Origin of the sequence: Heliomicrobium gestii (assembly GCF_009877435.1) — a bacterium.
GTDB classification, from domain to species: Bacteria; Bacillota; Desulfitobacteriia; order Heliobacteriales; family Heliobacteriaceae; genus Heliomicrobium; species Heliomicrobium gestii.
The window spans coordinates 46,027-63,305 of sequence record NZ_WXEX01000015.1; the positions used below are offsets into that span (position 1 = coordinate 46,027).

The 17,279-nt window shown below is 57.4% G+C and carries 14 protein-coding genes, 1 pseudogene and 2 riboswitches; all 15 genes and pseudogenes read right to left on the reverse strand.

Going from position 1 to position 17,279, the window contains the following annotated elements; all coding sequences use genetic code 11:
• Nucleotides 1-4: 4 nt before the first annotated feature.
• Nucleotides 5-754, reverse strand: coding sequence for a precorrin-2 C(20)-methyltransferase (gene cobI / locus GTO89_RS15090; RefSeq protein ID WP_161262929.1), 750 nt, complete (start codon nt 752-754; stop codon nt 5-7).
• Between the two features lie 9 nt (nt 755-763).
• Nucleotides 764-1,780, reverse strand: coding sequence for an ABC transporter substrate-binding protein (locus tag GTO89_RS15095; RefSeq protein WP_161262930.1), 1,017 nt, complete (start codon nt 1,778-1,780; stop codon nt 764-766).
• Between the two features lie 110 nt (nt 1,781-1,890).
• Nucleotides 1,891-2,724: an ABC transporter ATP-binding protein gene (locus GTO89_RS15100; protein WP_161262931.1), complete on the reverse strand. Its 834-nt coding sequence runs from the start codon at nt 2,722-2,724 to the stop codon at nt 1,891-1,893.
• Nucleotides 2,725-2,849: 125 nt separating this feature from the next.
• On the reverse strand, nt 2,850-3,923 hold the full coding sequence (locus tag GTO89_RS15105; protein ID WP_235920509.1) for a FecCD family ABC transporter permease: 1,074 nt from the start codon (nt 3,921-3,923) through the stop codon (nt 2,850-2,852).
• Nucleotides 3,924-3,938: 15 nt separating this feature from the next.
• Nucleotides 3,939-4,850 (reverse strand): sirohydrochlorin cobaltochelatase, encoded by a 912-nt coding sequence (locus GTO89_RS15110; protein ID WP_328793928.1) that lies wholly within the window; start codon nt 4,848-4,850, stop codon nt 3,939-3,941.
• A 139-nt stretch (nt 4,851-4,989) separates the two neighbouring features.
• Nucleotides 4,990-5,185: riboswitch (cobalamin riboswitch) on the reverse strand.
• A gap of 69 nt (nt 5,186-5,254) precedes the next feature.
• Nucleotides 5,255-5,569 carry a hypothetical protein gene (locus tag GTO89_RS15115; RefSeq protein ID WP_161262932.1) on the reverse strand — a complete coding sequence of 105 codons (315 nt, stop codon included), beginning with the start codon at nt 5,567-5,569 and terminating at the stop codon, nt 5,255-5,257.
• Nucleotides 5,570-5,692: 123 nt separating this feature from the next.
• The gene (cobO, locus tag GTO89_RS15120; protein WP_161262933.1) at nt 5,693-6,280 is read right to left on the reverse strand and encodes a cob(I)yrinic acid a,c-diamide adenosyltransferase; all 588 of its coding nucleotides are present in this window, start codon (nt 6,278-6,280) and stop codon (nt 5,693-5,695) included.
• 204 nt (nt 6,281-6,484) lie between these two features.
• A riboswitch (cobalamin riboswitch) is annotated at nt 6,485-6,759 on the reverse strand.
• Between the two features lie 11 nt (nt 6,760-6,770).
• Nucleotides 6,771-7,589: pseudogene (locus tag GTO89_RS18000) on the reverse strand (AraC family transcriptional regulator); the annotation flags it as partial.
• Between the two features lie 160 nt (nt 7,590-7,749).
• Nucleotides 7,750-12,024, reverse strand: a complete 4,275-nt coding sequence (locus GTO89_RS17895; protein WP_161262934.1) for an S-layer homology domain-containing protein — start codon at nt 12,022-12,024, stop codon at nt 7,750-7,752.
• A gap of 380 nt (nt 12,025-12,404) precedes the next feature.
• Nucleotides 12,405-13,445 (reverse strand): AI-2E family transporter, encoded by a 1,041-nt coding sequence (locus GTO89_RS15135; protein WP_161262935.1) that lies wholly within the window; start codon nt 13,443-13,445, stop codon nt 12,405-12,407.
• An 87-nt stretch (nt 13,446-13,532) separates the two neighbouring features.
• Nucleotides 13,533-13,724, reverse strand: coding sequence for a hypothetical protein (locus tag GTO89_RS15140; RefSeq protein WP_161262936.1), 192 nt, complete (start codon nt 13,722-13,724; stop codon nt 13,533-13,535).
• Nucleotides 13,725-13,741: 17 nt separating this feature from the next.
• Complete coding sequence (locus GTO89_RS15145) at nt 13,742-14,356, reverse strand: PRC-barrel domain-containing protein (protein WP_161262937.1); 615 nt, start codon at nt 14,354-14,356, stop codon at nt 13,742-13,744.
• Nucleotides 14,357-14,435: 79 nt separating this feature from the next.
• On the reverse strand, nt 14,436-15,626 hold the full coding sequence (gene mnmA, locus GTO89_RS15150) for a tRNA 2-thiouridine(34) synthase MnmA (RefSeq protein WP_161262938.1): 1,191 nt from the start codon (nt 15,624-15,626) through the stop codon (nt 14,436-14,438).
• 105 nt (nt 15,627-15,731) lie between these two features.
• Nucleotides 15,732-16,109 carry a Fe-S cluster assembly scaffold protein NifU gene (nifU, locus tag GTO89_RS15155; RefSeq protein ID WP_161262939.1) on the reverse strand — a complete coding sequence of 126 codons (378 nt, stop codon included), beginning with the start codon at nt 16,107-16,109 and terminating at the stop codon, nt 15,732-15,734.
• 3 nt (nt 16,110-16,112) lie between these two features.
• The gene (gene nifS, locus GTO89_RS15160; protein WP_161262940.1) at nt 16,113-17,279 is read right to left on the reverse strand and encodes a cysteine desulfurase NifS; all 1,167 of its coding nucleotides are present in this window, start codon (nt 17,277-17,279) and stop codon (nt 16,113-16,115) included.

Genomic DNA, 17,279 nt, shown 5'->3' on the forward strand with positions numbered 1-17,279 from the left:
TTTTTTAGGCGGAACGGACGACGCCGCGCGCCTCCTCGACGGCTGAATGAGCCTTTTTTTCTTTCTTGGCGATGATGATGGACAGGTAGTTGATGGCCTTCCCCCGCACCTTGTCCAGATCGGTCTCGATGATCTCGCCGTCAAGGCCGCAGCGGCTGATCAAGACGGCCCGCGATTTCAGTCCATGCTTTTCCAGCAGATCGATGATCTGATCCTTGTTTTTATAGACCTTCATCAGGACGAGCGTGTCTGAGAGGGCAAAGAGTTGATCCAGGTTTTCGCAGTCCGTGGTGGCGGGGATGATGGTGATCGTCTCCTCCGCCTCGGCCAGGGGCACGCCGGCGCGGCAACTGGCCGCTGTAAAGGAGGTGATGCCGGGAACGGTCGTGATGGCCACGTTCGCTTCTTTCAGCCGCTCGTACATGTACATGTAGGTGCTGTAGACCATCGGATCGCCGATGGTGATAAAGACCACTTTCTTTCCCTGGCGCAGAAATCCCAAGATGACCTGGTGATTCTCGCTCCAGGAACGGGCCAGCTTCTCGGCATCCAAGGTCATGGGAAACTCCAGGTGACAGACCTGCGCCTCCGGGCCGATGTGGGATTGGACGATGCGCAAGGCCGTGCTCTCCCGCCCCTCTTTGGACAAGGGGGCGATGATCACGTCAGCCTCGCTGATCAAGCGGGCCGCTTTGAAGGTGAGCAGTTCCGGATCGCCCGGTCCGACGCCGATGCCAGTAAAGGTTCCCTTCATGATGTACTCCTACTTTCCTTTTATGTTGCTGTAGTAGTCGGGATAGAGCCGCTGTCCCAGTTCTTCGATCCCTTTGAGCAGGCGCATGGTCGGCCGGGAGATCATGTCGCCGTCGATCAGGTAGACCTGCTTTTCCTTGATCGCTTTGATCGCCTCAAAGCCGGGGCGTTGGTAGATCTCCTGCTCAGTCACGCGGTTCATGACGCCTTTTTGCGCCAAGTACACATCGATCTCGCCGGCTTTGGTCAACAGTCGCTCATCGCCGTAGCTGGCGATGGAACTGCCCTCCTTGACGGCCTTCGCGTCGGCGGCCACGTTGATGGCGCCCGCTTTTTGCAGCACCAGAGCGGCCATTGAATCGGAGGTGACCGTCTTCACGGGGTCTTTGGTCGCTTCCAGGAAGACGCGCTTGCGCTGGTTCTCCGGGATCGACCGGGCGATGGCGTCAAAGTCTGCCAGGCGCTGTTTCATCTCGCCCTTGCATGTCTCCGCCTCGGCCTGCCGGCCCGTCAGCGTCCCCAGGATGTCCATGTTGCGGTAAAAGTCATCGAGGTTCTCCGGAAAAAGGGCCACGACAGGAATGCCCACCTGTTCCAGCTTGTCGACGAAGTCCCGGTTTCGCTCAAAGACGGTGGTGCGGATCAGCACCAGATCCGGTTTGGCGGCGATCACCTTTTCGGCGTCGGCGCGGTAGTCGAAGGCGGCTTTGTTTTTCACTTCCGGCGGGTAGGTCTCCGATTCGGAGACGCCGATGATCGCGTCGTTCAGGCCCAAGGAAAAGAGGTTTTCCGTATGGCCGCTGTAGAGCGAGATGATCCGCCGCGCCGGCTGAGCCAGTTGAATCGTCCGCTTCGCGTCGTCGACGACGGTGATGGCCCCGTTGGCGCTCGTCTTGGCCGCTGCGCCGGGGGCCGTCTTGGCTGGCCCTTCCTTGCCGCCGCTTGCGCCGCAGCCTGCGGTGATCGCCAGGGCCGCCACAAGGGCCGATAGGGTCAGTGTTCGCCACAGCTTGCTCACCATTTCCATGATCAGTCCCCCCTATTTCATATAAGTGATTTGGCCCGTTCCACTTACAGACTTCCCTTGTCCTTTTGCTATCTTTCTCTTTGTTATCTTCCTCTTTGCTGTGTACCTCTTTATTGTGTACCTCTTTGCCGTGTTCCCTCGTCCTTGAGCAGGACTTGCACCTTGCCGTTGTCCCGATTTGTCAGGATATCGACATCAACACCGAAAACGGTGAACACATTCTCTTTCGTCAACACGTCGCTGACAGGACCGACGGCGAAGACGGTTCCCTTGTCCAGCAGGATCAGGTCATCGCAGTAGAGACCCGCCAGGTTGAAGTCATGCATCACGGCGATCACTGTCAGGCCCTTTTCCTGATTCAGCTTCCGCACCGTGCCCAGCAAGGCCAGCTTGTGCTTCACATCCAGGTTCGATGTGGCCTCATCCAGGAAGAGCACCTCGGGGTCTTGCGCCAGCGCTCGCGCGAAGATCACCCGCTGTTTTTCGCCGCCGCTCAGTTCGGTCATCCTTTTTTCGGAGAAGGCGAGGGTGCCGCTGACGCGCATCGCCTCGTAGACGATGTCCATGTCGGTTTCGCTCGGTTGCTGAAAACGTCTCAGGTGCGGCTTGCGCCCCATCAGAACCATCTCCAGCACTTGGAAGGGGAAATCCACCCCATAGTCTTGGGGCACGACGGCGAAGCGCCGGGCCAGTTCCTTTTTGGCATAGCTGCCGACACTCTTGCTGCGATAGAGGATCTCGCCGCGGCTCGGCGATAAGGCGCCGGTGAGCAGGTTCATCAGGGTCGATTTGCCTGCGCCGTTAGGGCCCAATATCCCGTAGAAACGGCCCCGGTCGATCGACAGATCGATCTTTTCCATCAAGGACGCGCCGCCCCGGTAGGCGAAGGCCATCTCCTTCACGCGCAGCAATGGCGCTTTTGCCTTCGCTTTTGTTTGCTCCATTCGGCTCACCTCTGTCCCGCTGCGCGCCGGTCGCGCATCATTTCGCCCATCTCATCGCCCATTTTTTGACCCTTCTGTCGCATTGTTTGACTGCTCTTTCGCTCATCTGTCGCGCCATCGGAGAGTCAGCCTTTTTTCATTTTCGTCCGGAAGATGTAGATAAAAAAAGGACCGCCGAGCAATGTCGTCAACACGCCGACAGGGATTTCCGCCGTCAAGAGGTTGCGCGCCAGGGTGTCGGCCGAGCTGAGCAGGATGGCGCCGAAGAGGGCGCTCGCCGGGATCAGGTAGCGGTTGTCGGGGCCGATGACCATGCGCATCAGGTGGGGCACGATCAGGCCGACAAAGCCGATGATGCCGCATACGGCGACACAACCGGCGGAGATCAGCGAGGCGATGATCAGTAGCGCCGTGCGCACCCGCTCCTCATCGACACCCAAGTGGCCGGCAGTCCGCGCGCCCAAGCTGAGCAGGTTCAGGTCTTCGGCATAGTAGAGGGCCACGGCCAGGCCGGTCGCGACGATGGGCAGGGCGAGCCAGACATGGGGCCAACTGCGCGAGGCAAAGCTGCCCATGAGCCAGAAGACGATGGCGCTCACCTCGTCGCCGGATAGGCTTTTCAGCAGGCTGATGGCGGCGGAAAAGATGGATCCCACGATGACGCCGGCGAGGATCAGGTTCGTCACAGACAGCATCCCATTGATCCGGGCCATGGCATAGACGACAGCCAACGAAAAAAGCGCCCCTCCGAAGGCGAAGAGGGGCAGCGATAACAGGGGCATGCCGGCGATCTGCCAGTTGCCATAGATCGCCAGGGATGCCGCAAAGGCCGCGCCGGAGGAGACGCCTAACGTGTAGGGATCGGCCAGCGGGTTGATCAGGATGGCCTGAAAAATCGTCCCGGCCACGGCCAGTCCGGCGCCGACGAGCATCGCTGTCACCAGGCGGGGCAAGCGGATCTTCCAGATGACCGCCTCCTTCACCGGGTCAACCCCTTTCAGCCACTCCGCCTGTCCAGTGACCTTGGCGCCGATGATCTGGCTGATCTCGCCGGCCGAGACGGAAAGCACGCCGATCCCGGTATAGCCGATCAGCAGCCCGCCCAAGAGCAGCGCCATGGCGACGGTGAGCAGCGCCGCCGAACGGCGGCGCTGTCGGTACACATTCCATAGGTCGTGACGATCCGGTTGGTCTTGCAACGGATAGTTCCTCGCTTACAGTTGATTCCAGGCCTTCTTGAGGTGGTCGACCATGATCTTGACAACGGCGTCATTCTCGCCGAGCCCTTGCATATGGGCTTCTACCACATACCCTTTGGCTTCCAGTTGGCTTTTCCAGGAGTCGGGCTCATCGCCGGCCATGTCGTTTTGGGCGTGATCACCGGCGACGACCATGAACGGCGCCAGCTTCACCTTTTTCACGCCGCTGGCCGCCAGGTCGCGCATGGCATGTTGCAGTTCCGGATAGCCCTCGACAGTGGCGAGCATCACATTCTTGCCCCAGTACTGCTGACGCAGGACGTCATTCATGCAGCCGTAAGCGCTCAAAGCGCGGTATCCGGTGCCATGACCCATCAGCAGCAGCGCTTCCTCGCTGGTGTTTTCCGGGATAAGATTGGCGATGGCGGCGCCGGCGCGCTTGTAATCGTTAAATTCCTGGAGGAGCGAATCGCTCAAGACCAGTTTGTCAAAAACAGGGCCCTCGCTGGTCTTTGTGTCTTGCAGGCTTTTGACGACACTCTCCAGATCGCTGTACTCCTGACCGGGGAAGATATGTAAGGAGTGGACGACCACCTTGTTATACCCGTCATCGCTCAGCTTGGCCAAGGCCGTCATGGGGCTGTCGATGAACACCTTTTGTTCCCGGGCGATCTTCTCGCGAATGATGGAAGACGTATAGGACCAGCGCACCTCTACGCCGGGGAAGGCTTCCTTGACTTTGGCTTCCACATTGTCCAGGGCCACCCGCGCTTCCGGCACGCTCGTGCCGAAGGCGACGAGGAGGATCGCTTTTTTATCGACCTTGACTTTTTCTTTCGCCATCGCCGATGAGGCGCCCATCAGGAGAAAGGACATGGTCAGCAACATCAGGGTGACCAGGGCAGAAATTTTACGCCAGGACTTCACAAAAACCACTCCATTTCTTTTTTACCTTTTCGCGGAGATCAAAAAAACCTTAGCCATACGCTAAGGTTCCATGATCACTCCAGCCGCGATTCTAAAAAAGAAAACGGCACAGCAGACCACCTCCCTATCCTTCGTAGGTCGAACGGCAGCGGAGCAGGCAGGTCTCCTGGCTCAGGTTCGTCGGATGCCTCAGGTCTTCCCAGCTTGCGCCAGTGACTTTGATAGAGGCTCCTCCCCCATACAGTGGCGGGACCGCGCCGGATTTTCACCGGTCTTCCCTTTTAAGACCTGACTTCACGATGACAGTCAGGTCACCATACTCCCTCGTTATGAAATTGTCCATAATCATTATTCGTGACATGATCGCGAAATCCTGCTAATGAAAGGGATATTTATAACGAGAATCAATGGCGCAATTGCGTCTCTTCATTCAGGTCAAGCCACACCTCCGTATAGTGAGCGAATTCATCAGACAACCCGTTGGCTTTAATAAAATCGGCAAAGACCTTGAGCATGTACTCTTGCGACACCTCCTCCATCTCCAGGCGTTTTTGGAGCGCCCTCTGTTCCCTCTCGATTTGCCGGGACAGGTTGTCAACCAGCGCCTTCGTTATGAGATCAAGTTCATCGAGGTCTTTTACCAGGTCTTGATCCCCTGTCTTGGCGATTCGTTCCCGCATGTTTTGGATCAATTTGTTCAAAAACTCCGTTGATGTCATGTCTTACCACCTCCTGATCCGTCTGATCCGCCGGCAGCATTGAAAGAAGCAAACCGCTGCTGGTTACGTCACAAGGAAGGAAAAACGGCCAAGAGACGGGGGTCTCTTGACCGTCTTATCGCATCAGTATTCGATCCCTTGACGGCCCAGCATCCCCTCTTGATAGGGATGTTTGACTTCCGTCGCTTCCGTCACCAGGCTGGCTTTTTCGATAATCTCGGGGGGCGCGTTGCGGCCGGTGATCACCAACTCCACCTGCTCCGGACGCAGTTGAATCAGTTCCAAGGCCTCTTCGAGTGTCACCAGTTCAAAGTAGATGGCATTGGTCAACTCATCGAGAATGACGATATCATACTCTCCGCTGCACAAGACCTCTCGGGCTTTGTGCAGGGCCGCCTGCGCCATCTGGCGATCTTCCTCGGTGGCTTCTCCTTTGCGGATCATGCACTTGTCATAGTCGATCACCGGGCTGCCGTCTTCATGATATTTTCCCTCAAAACAGTCTCTGCCGTACTGGGCGAATTGAATGCTCGGCTGCAAACGCTGCAGCGCCGCCAGTTCCCCGTATACGGGGGTTCCCTTCATAAATTGCACGAGGAACACCGAAAAGCCATGTCCGATCGCCCGCAAAGCCAGGCCCAGCGCCGCTGTCGTCTTTCCTTTTCCCTTGCCCGTGTAGACTTGAACCAGCCCTTGTTTCAAATGGGTCATCCCTGTTCCCCCTCTCTCTGCATCAGACCTCTGACGCGCAACACAGCAAATCGAAGCAAGCCAACATCTCACGAATTCCAACCTGATCTGATAATGACGATCCGTCTCCATGCAAAAAAACCTTGCCCGTCTTACGGCAAGGTCTACTCGGCAATGGATCGCGCAACCCAATGCTCTATCACCTCCCCATCGACCGTGGGTGCTGTTGGTGACAGAAAACAGGCAGGTCTCCTGGCTCGGATTCATCAAAACCTCGCGTCTTCCCGGTGACGCTTGCGCCGCCCCCTATTGCGTGCTGTCACGCTGATCGCATGACAGCAAGGCATGATAGGCAACAAGCGAACGTCATCCAGTGACCTCGTTGCGAGGCTTCTCCTCCATACAGTGGCGGGACCGCGCCGGGTGTTCTCGGAAAAAACTAGTTCTTCTTCTTCACCGGAATGTAGATATCGGCCACAGCCTGTTCACAATCCATCCCGCCGTTTTTGTCCGTATAGAATTCAAAGGCGTATTTATCCTGGTCATATACATAGTCGCTTTGCGCAAACCATTCTTCGAAGATATACTTCCAGGCGCTTTTAATGGCGTTGCAAAAAGCCTGCTTATCATTGGCCAAATCGGCGGACTCAGTCGTAAAAACGGCATATTCTGCGGCCGGCATTTCCAAAGTCACCATGCCTGTGGGCACAAAATCAAAGCTTTCCACCACCACTCCGAAAAAGTAGGACAGATCGCCGTTTTTTTCTTCCGGACGATACCACAGGCCGATCTGGTCGGCGTAGCCGTTCTCTGTTTTTGCCAACCTGGCATAGTCCTCACTGCTGGCCGATGAAAAGTCCAAACCGAACCAATAAGCGCCAGACGCAGGCAAATCGACTTTTTGACCATCCTGCGGGTCAATGGAATACCCTACCGCCTTGAATCCGTCTTTTTTTTCATACCGAACGTGCATAGCCGCTCCACCTTTCTTTTTGTTCATCATACCTTTCGTGATATTCCTCCTGTATTCGCGCGCACTCATGCCAAATTCACGGCGAAAGGCTTTAGAAAAGCCTGAAGGCGTGTCAAACCCGAAAGTCAGGGCGATTTCCGTGATTTGCGCTCCCTTTTCCAGGGCTTCGACGGCCTTTTTCAGGCGTTTTTTGCGTATATATTCGCCTACCGGCATATTGTGGCAAATACGGAAGACGTGGCAAAAGTGATAGTATGAATAGCCCAGCATATCCGCCAATGCCCGCGGTGCAATTTCTTCATTTAGATGCGCTTCAATATACTGCCGGCAGAATGCCATATCCTTTCCGTACTGCATGCATTTGCCACCTCACGCTTTTATTATATCAAGGCCGGATTTTATTTCTTTTCCATTCTTGCGGAGTTTATTGGGGCGTCATCAACCGTCCCCCGAGTCGCCGAGTTCCAGCCTGGCCTCTGAAATTCAAAAAGCCCGCCATGAATGCGGGCTTTTTAATTTAAATCAGGTTTGATTTTTTCAGCAATCGCTGGACAATCACAGCCACTTCTGCTCTCGTAATTTCACCCTTCGGCGCAAGCATGTCCCGGCTCTTCCCTTCTACGATGCCGGTCTTCACACAAGCTGCGGCGCTTTCTTTCGCCCAGACGGCGATTTGCGGCTCGTCGCCAAAGCCATTCAACAGGTTGTCGCTTTCATCCGTTTTCAATCCAGCCTTGAGCCCGGTGATCTTCATCGCTCTCGCCATCATCGTCATGGCCTGTTCACGGGTGATCCGGTCATCGGGTCCGAAGGTGCCATCTCCATACCCGGAAATGATGCCGTAGGCGGCGGCGGTCTGAATGAATGGGCCGTACCACTCCGCCGGTCGCACATCGGAATAGAGATTCGTTCCGGTTCCCGGCTTCAGACCCAGCCCCTTGACCACGATGGCCGCAAACTCCGCCCGGGTGATTTCCCGATCCGGTTCAAACATTCCGTTGCCAACACCGCTGATGACCATGCGGGAGCCCATATTGTTGATGGCTTCTTTCGCCCAGTGATGTTCTGCGTCCTGGAAGGCGATCGGGTGCCAGATGACGGTGTAGGCGCTGTTGGTCAAGCTGTTGATCACCGCGTAATGCTTGCCGTTGTTGATGATGACTCTCGTCGGCACATGCCGCACAGTTCCATCGGGTTCTACGACAACGCCGGTCGTAATCTTGTTCGGATCAACGCCCTCGGGAATCAAGAGTGTTCTTTCCACAAAGGTGTTGAATTTGCTGACCTCTATCGCCTTCGTCCCATCGACGCAGTTAATCGTGAAGTCAACCGGAGGCGCAACAATCGTGAATTCGCCCGTTTTTGCCGCGTTCTCTATCACCTTGACTGTCGCTTCATCGGACCTTTCGATAGAAATCCGAACCTGGATATCCTTCAACGCTACTTCCTTTCCGATCTGTTCCGAAATGGCCTCAATGTCGATCTCTTTTGCCGGTAAAACATAGTCAACCATGGGTGTCTTGATTTCGAGCAGGGCTTCTCTGCTCTCCATATTTTTTACCATTTGCCCGTTCAGTTCACCGACAATGATATCTGCGCCGGAGTTGACCGGAATGGTCACTGTGGCGTGACTGCCTTCCGCTTCAAGCTTTTGTTCTAGTTTCGCAGGATCGACAGTAATGGTCGCTACGGTTTTATCGCCCTGTTTCGTTTCGGTCAGGGCGCCGGCTTTTTCCGCTTTGCCGTTCACCAGAACGTCCATGCCGGCATTGGCGACCGCCGGTGTCGTCCCGGAGGAACCAGACCCAGAGCCGCCACCCCCATTGGAAGGTCTGTACGGGATTATGGCTGCGGAATCTTCCGATTCGACGCTTTCTCCCTGGCCGTTGATCGCAACGACCCGGAAGGTGTAGGCCTGTCCGTTGGTCAATCCGGTTACCGAAATCGGGCTGTTGCTTCCGCTCGTCGTGAGTGAATCCTGCTTTACCCCGTTTATGTACACATTGACTTTGTATCCGGTAATCGGGCTTCCTCCGCCATCGGGGGCAGTAAAGTGGACTTCCGCTTGTCCGTCTCCGGCGACGGCGCTGATCCCCGCAGGTCTTCCCGGCGTGCTGACAGGGGTCGCGCTGACTTGGCCCGTAGCGAGAACAGTCCTTTCGGCGTTGTCCCATGCTTTCACTTCAAATGGATAGGAGACACCGTTTGTCAGCCCGCTCACCCTATAATGGTAACTGCTTTCCGGCATCGTGACGATCATGCGGTCCAGGTGGGATGGCCCTTGATAGACATGATAGTAAACGGCATCGGTCACACTTGTCCAAGTTAAATCGACAATGCCATTGCCCGGCGTCGCGTTAAGAACAAAGGCGCCCGGCCCGGGAACCGTGACGGTGGTCGAATTCTGGCTTCGCACACCGTTGATGCTTTGAGCCACATAGTACTGGCTTCCTTCAGTGAGGCCTGCGAATCGAAAAACGCCTGTCCCCAGATCAGTCGGAGCGCTGGAGATGACTGCGCCATCTCGATCATAGAGGGTGATCGCCGCTCCGGGGTAGATATTGCCTGCATCGATGCGTCCCATCTCTGCACTGACGGTCGGTACTCGCAGGACGGCAATGGCAGTGCCTGAATGGAGGCTTTCCATTGTATTCACTGTCTGAGTGATGTAGTATCCCAAGCTGCTGGGTTCTACGGGATCAAAGGTGTAAACGGACGCTGTCACATGGTCAGCGGTGGCTATCAATCTGCCGTCGGTCCGGTAGAGTTTCAGCGTCGCGCCGCCAGTGAAGCTGTTGACGACGATTTTCTCGATCGCCCCGCTCGCCGCTGGCGCATCAGGCGCTGAATATTTATTGATGGTTGCGGGATTCGTCTGTGCGGCGTCTGTGGTCAAGGTCACGGTTGTGCTCAAATAGTCTGTCGCAGACAAGGTCTGGGAGCCGGCAGGAAGCCATAGGCAAGCGGTGCCATCGGGGGCCGTCGTGGCCCGGTAGGTATAACTTCCCCCCAGCGCGCCGTTGATGACCGATTGCACAAGAACCGCCGCCGCCGGGTTGGTGGAGACATTGACCATGAAGAGGTCGTCCCCGCCGGGGATGTTCTTGATGGAGCGCGGATTGGTCCCTTCCATCACCACTGAGCCGATATTTCCGGCAGCGACATAGACATCCTTGCCCAGAACAGACGGTCTTTGCGCGGAAGCGCCTTGTCCTCCTCGCACATACACGTCTCCGGCGCTGGCAGATACGGTGACAGTATTACCCAACCCCGAATTTGTGCCGCTGTTATATCCGAATGCGCGCAGGCCGGCGCCGCCCAGTCCTTTCGCGCCCGTGCCACCGACCGCCCGGACGGCGGCGCTGTTTTCAATCTTGACTTTCCCTGCATAAGCAAAAACCGCGTGCGCGCCGTTGAGATCGCCGTTGCCGCCGGTGGCTGTGACGCTTCCGCCGGTGAGGTTAATATCCCTCCCGTAGGCGTACATAGCGACACCGCCGTTTTTCTTGTCGCTGCTCCCCCCGGCAACTGTCACCGTTCCGCCGGTTACGTCGATGTTTTGCTGGTTGGCGTAGATCGCGTTGCCGCCGGTTTCATTGACACTGTGACCGCCGGTGGCCGTGATGATTCCACCCGATATGGCGATCGCTTGATCGGCGTACAGCGCCATTCGGCCGCTTCCATTGACGCTGTTGCCGCCGGTAGCCGTAACGCTTCCGCCGGTGATGGTTATGTTTTGATGCTCTGTATACAGCGCCGAACCGCCGTTGCTATTCGTACTGTTTCCACCGGTGGCCGTGACCGTTCCGCCCGTGATGCCGATACTTTGATTGATGGTGTAGATCGCCAAGCCGCCGGTTCCCGCAACACTGTCGCCACCGATCGCCGTCACCGTGCCGCCGCTGATCGTTGCAGAGTTGGCAAGAGACATGCCCTTGCCGGCGTAAACGTTGTCGGCATTGCCACCTGTCGCGTTCACGCCGCCGCCTTCCACCGTAAGCTTTCCGCCTAAGGCTATATTGGAGAAGGGGACGGTGAGCTTGATGCCTGCGCTGTCGTTGATGCTTGAAGAACGGGATACGCCACCCCTTGCATTGACTGTGCCGCCATTTACCTGCATGTTGCCCCATGTGATGGCAATGCCCGATCCAGCGGAAGCAGAGGAGTCGCCCCCGGTGGCCGTGACGGTCACATCGCCTTCGATGGTTAGATCAGCTCCGGCTCCCAGGGTACCGGATGTGTCTGCCACCATACTGATGCCGCTGCCTCCGTCGCTCCCATTGGTCGGACTCCCGCCGGTGATATTTAAAGTGCCGTTGCCTGTGATTTTAAGTTTCTGATCGTGGTTTGAAGCGATTCCGTTGCCCATTCCCTTTCCCGCGATGTTGCATGCGCCGGAAACGTTAATGGTCATCCCATCAGCGCCGCTATCCGCTTTATTGAGTTCAATACCGGATTTATTGTCCGGGGCGGTGATATTGAGGTTAGTGATATTCAGGGTAATGTCGTTGGCCACCGCGACATACATGTCTTCACAGTTATCTGGAACGCCAATGATCGTAACGTTGGCATTGTCCGGTGAAGTCACATCGATCTTCATCGGTTTGTCCGGTTTATCGAGGATGACCAGTGTGTCGTCACCTGTCAGTGGAATGAAGCTGATCCCATCCCAACTGTTCCAGACACCGTTTAATCGATAGCCCGATTGCGCCGCCAAGGCGCTGATTGGGATCGACGAACAAAATAAAAAAAGAGCGATCAAAAGGGCCAAACACTTCTTTGTTATTTTCACAGACTCATTCTCCTTTAATCGATCAATCCGGCATGGGTAATTTCAGCAAATTTCTGGATATTCCGCAAAAGAGAGATGGCAGGCTCATCCGTTTTCTCTGGAACCTTCCTCACGTGATTTTACCAAATCTTTCACCCTAAAAAAAGTGAAAACTATGTAAAAGTTGCTGAATTCGAATTCAATTCTTATAAAAAACTTGGATGTAAAGGGATCTCAAGCCATTCAGAATCGCTTTATTTACTTTATAATAATGAAACGAGTATGTTATTTCAACATTTGTAATTTATTTCAATTTATAGTTTATATTTTTGAGTTGCTTATAATTTAATATATTGAGCAAACAAAGAAAGGGGGATTTTTCCTTGAACGTGATCTTTTCTTTATACCAACACTTTCAACAGCACATACCGCCCCACCACCTTCCCCACCGCCGCCACCGGCACGGCCAGGAGCAGGCCGACGATGCCGAAGAGGTGCCCGCCGGCGAGCAGGGCGAAGATGACGGCCAAGGGATGCAAGCCCACCGAGTCGCCCAACAGCTTCGGCTGGAGCAGGTTCGATTCGATCTGCTGGACGATGATCATGACCAGGACGGCGTAGAGGGCCAGCCGGGGCGACTCGAGCAGGCCCACAACGACAGCGGGCGCCATGCCGATGAGCGGGCCGAAGTAGGGGATCAGGTCGGCGATGCCGGCGATGATGCCGATCAGCAGGCTGTATTCGAGGCCGATCAGGGTGAGGCCGACGGTCGTGAGCACGCCGACGACGAAGGCCATGAGAAAGTTGCAGCGGACGACCGCCCGCAGGACCCGGTTCACTTCCCCGCCGACGATCTGCACATGGGCGCGCAGCCGCTGGGGCGCCAGGTGCAGGCTCCCCTTGCCGATGGCTTCCCAGTCACGGAGAAAATAAAAGCTCATCACCGGGATCAGGACGATGTCGAGGGCGTTTTCGGCCAGGCTGACGGCGCTCTGCAAGACCCAGCGCACCGCCGCCAGCAGCGTCCCTTCCCCCCTGGAAAGCGTTTCGCTCCAAACCTGTTGGATCCCCGGCGGAAAGCCGGCCTGGATCATATCCTGCTGGATGCGGGTGAGCCATGCCTGCAGTTCCTGGCTGTATTGGGGGAGTTGGACGCTGAAGCGGTTCAATTCGCCGAAGATGCGCGGCAAGCCAAAGGCGACGAGGCTGCCGAAACCGCCGAGGACGACGGCGAAGACGGCGAGGATGCTCACGATGCGCCCGAGACCCCGCTTTTCCAGCCAGATCACGCCGGGATAGAGCAGGTAGGCCAGCACAAAGGCGATGGCAAAGGGTAGAAGGGTCTGCCGCACCAGGTAGGCCAGGAGCAGCAGGATCACCCAGAAACCGGCCACAAGCAGGATGCGCCAACGCCCGTTAGACAACGCCGCCTCCACCTCCACTTTTTTCCCTCCGAGAAATCAAAAAGCCCGCCATGTGCGCGGGCTTTTTACTTCTTCAAGGCATGCCTCATCAACGAAAGGTTCGGTTCATGTCGGCGCCACGTTCGCCCCATCGAGGTCCATCAACGGCGGATCCGGTTCCAGGGCCATCAGGCTGCCGTCTTCGGCGACCTCGAAGATCTCTTGTCGTTCATTGAACTCGATAAAGCAATTCCAGCAGTAGTATTGGTTTACGCCAACCTTGCCAACCTGCTTCCCGCCGCAGACAGGGCAGCTCATGGAAATCCCTCCGTTTGCTATTCCCGCTCCCGCTGCCATGCGTCCTGCCAGTGGTCGGCGACGATGACCGAGTCGGTCCGCCATTCCGTCACGTCCGGCCAAGGAAGCTGGAGCCGGCCGGTCAGCAAGTCCTGCATCAGGCCGTCAGACACCTCGAGCGCTGTCAGTTGGCCCTGGGCGGGATCGAAGAGGAGGTCGCCCACTTGTCCCAAGGGGCGGCCCGCTTGGGTCCGCACCGGATGGCCTTCACAACGGGAGAGGCTGAGAAAATCCGCAGCCGCCGGGGATGCTTCGCCGGGGGAGGCTGGGTGAACATCTGTATCGTGCGGCGCTTGTTCCAGATGGGCCGGCTCTTCCAGCCCGGGCGCAGGATTCGGCGACTCGGAGGACGCGAGCGCAGGATGGGCCGGATCATGAGGCGCCGGCTCGGCATCGGTCCGGATCACGTCCTGGTCATAGGTGGCCTGCGCCCAGTCGAGCCGGCGATTCGCCTTCTCCCCCTCGGCTTCCAGCAGCAGCCCCGTCACGCGGCCTTCTTGGGTGTCGACCATCAGGTCGGTGACCCGGCCGAGGGTCTTGCCCGTTGCAGGGTGAACCACAGGCAGATGGATGACATCTCTTCCTTTTAACACTCCTGGGGGCGTCTCCCCTCGTCGTCTGCATTGGCGCCGGTTTGGGAACGATTCCATGATCTATTGTTGACGCTACAGGTCATCTTTTATACTCAGCGGCGCCGCTTCGTTGCGCCGGCCCCCGTATCGCCTTCGCCCCTTTCACCGGCTTCGGCTCGGGGTAGCGGATCTCCGGCAGCTTCACATCGAGGTTACGGACGATGGTGCCGCCGCCGACGATCCAATCGCCCCGGTAAAAGACAACCGCTTGTCCCGGCGTGATCGCCCGCTGGGGGGCGGCGAAATCGACGATGACCGAGGTTCCGTCTTCTGAAGGGGAGATGACCGCTTTCGCCGGCGGGGCGCTGTAGCGGATCTTGGCATCCACCTCCATCGGTCCGGTCAAGCCTGCGATGTCGATCCAGTTCAGGTCGTCGGCCAGGAGCCGCCGGCCTTTGACCGCTTCGTCAGGGCCGATGACGACGGCGTTATGTTCCACATCGAGGGCGATCACGTAGGCCGGGTAGCCGAAGGCAACGCCGAGGCCCTTGCGCTGGCCGACCGTGTAAAAAGGGAGTCCTCGGTGGGTCCCGATGACCTTGCCTTCCTGATCGACAAAGGGACCGGGCTGGAAGGGATGGCCGGGGTAGCGTTCCTCCAAAAAACGCCGGTAGTCGTTGTCGGGAATGAAGCAAATCTCCTGGCTGTCCGGTTTGGAGGCGACCGCCAGGCCCAGTTGTGCCGCCTTTTCACGGATCGCCGGCTTGGTAAAACGGCCCAGCGGGAAGAGGGTCTGTGACAGCTGCTCTTGGGTCATGTTAAAGAGCGCGTAGGACTGGTCCTTGTTCGCGTCAACGCCCCGGCCCAGGCGATAGCGGCCCGTGACGTCATCTTGCTCGATGCGGGCGTAATGGCCTGTGGCGACCTTCGAAGCGCCGAGGGCGAGAGATTTTTGCAGGAGGCCCTCGAACTTGATGACGCGGTTGCAACGGATGCAGGGATTGGGCGTGTTGCCGGCCAGGTATTCGCGACCGAAATAGTCGATGACTTCCGCTTCAAAGTAGTCGCGAAAATTCATCACGTAATGAGGAATGCCCAGTTTGAAGGCGACCCGCTTGGCGTCTTCGACAGCGGAGAGGGAGCAACAGCCCCCTTCGGCCCCTTCCGGCGCGTCTTTCGGCCAGATCTGCAGGGTGACGCCGATGACGTCATACCCTTGTTCCAACAAAAGAGCGGCCGTCACAGAAGAATCGACGCCGCCGCTCATTGCCACTACGACTGTCTCTTTCACTTGAATCCCTTTTCCTTCACTATTGATTCTGTCTTGCTTACAGCGACATCCCGGACAGGCTGGGCCCATCCGGGATGCATTTTTACGGGTCTTGTTATCTCGTTACTACTTCGCTTCCTCTTGCTTCGCCTTGTAATCGGCGATGGCTTTGTGAAGCGCATCAGCGGCCAGGTTGCTACAGTGCATCTTTTGCGGCGGCAGGCCGCCGAGGGCTTCGGCGACAGCCTTGTTCGTCAGTTCCAGCGCTTCGTCGATGGTCTTGCCTTTGATCAGTTCCGTCGCCATGGAACTGGTGGCGATGGCGGCGCCACAGCCGAAGGTTTTGAACTTGACGTCTTTAATAATGTTGTCCTCGACATCGAGATAAATACGCATGATGTCACCGCAGGTGGCGTTGCCGACTTCGCCGACACCGCTGGCGTTTTCGATCTCCCCCACGTTGCGGGGATTCATGAAGTGATCCATCACTTTATCGGTATACATTCCTCAGCCCTCCTTATTGGCATAGAGCGGAGACATGGCGCGCAGTCGTTCGACGATCTGCGGCAGCACGTCCAGCACATATTCGATATCTTCCTCGGTGTTGTCGCGACCCAGTGTCAGCCGCAGCGAGCCGTGGGCCACTTCGTGGCTGAGGCCCATGGCCAGCAGGACATGGGAGGGGTCCAGGGAGCCCGAGGTGCAGGCCGAGCCGGAAGAGCCGGCGATGCCTTTCATGTCCAGCATGAGGAGCAGCGATTCGCCTTCCACGTAACGGATCGACACGTTGACGTTGATGGGGATGCGCTCCGTCGGGTGACCGTTGAGTTTCACGTCAGGGATGGTCAGCAGGCCTTCGATCAGGCGCTGGCGCAACCGGCCCATGTGGCCCATCTCTTCGGGCAGTTCGCGCGCCATGATCTCAGCGGCTTTGCCGAAGCCGACGATGCCCGGCAGGTTCTCTGTGCCGGGGCGGCGCTTGCGCTCCTGGCCGCCGCCGTGGGTGACAGGGGACAGCTTGGTTCCTTTGCGGATATAGAGGGCGCCGACCCCTTTGGGGCCGTAGATTTTGTGGGAGGAGAGGGACATGAGATCGACGCCGAGGTCGTTCACATCGACAGGGATCTTGCCGACCGTCTGAACGGCGTCGGTGTGCATAACCGCGCCATGGGCCTTGACGAGTTGGGCGATCTCCTTGATCGGGTTGATCGTGCCGACTTCGTTGTTGGCGTGCATGATCGTGACCAGGATCGTCTCCGGCTTGAGGGCCGCCTTCACGTCCTCGACACGAACCATGCCATACTCGTCGACAGGCAGCACGGTGAGCTCGAAGCCTTCTTTCGTCAGCGCCTGGCAGGCGTCCAGCACGGCGTGGTGCTCCACCGCCGAGGTGATGACATGGTTGCCTTTTTTGCGCAGGGCCCGGGCGACGCCGAAGATGGTCAGGTTGTCGGCCTCGGTGCCGCCGCTGGTGAAGATGATCTCTTCGGGACGGGCGCCGATCAGGCTGGCCACATTCGCCCGCGCCTCTTCCAGGAGCTTTTTGCCTTCCCGGCCGAAGGAATGGACGCTCGACGGGTTGCCGAAATGGTTTTGCATGCAGTCGACCATCGCTTCGACGACTGCGGGATGTACGGGCGTTGTCGCGCCGTGATCGAGGTAAACACGTCGCAT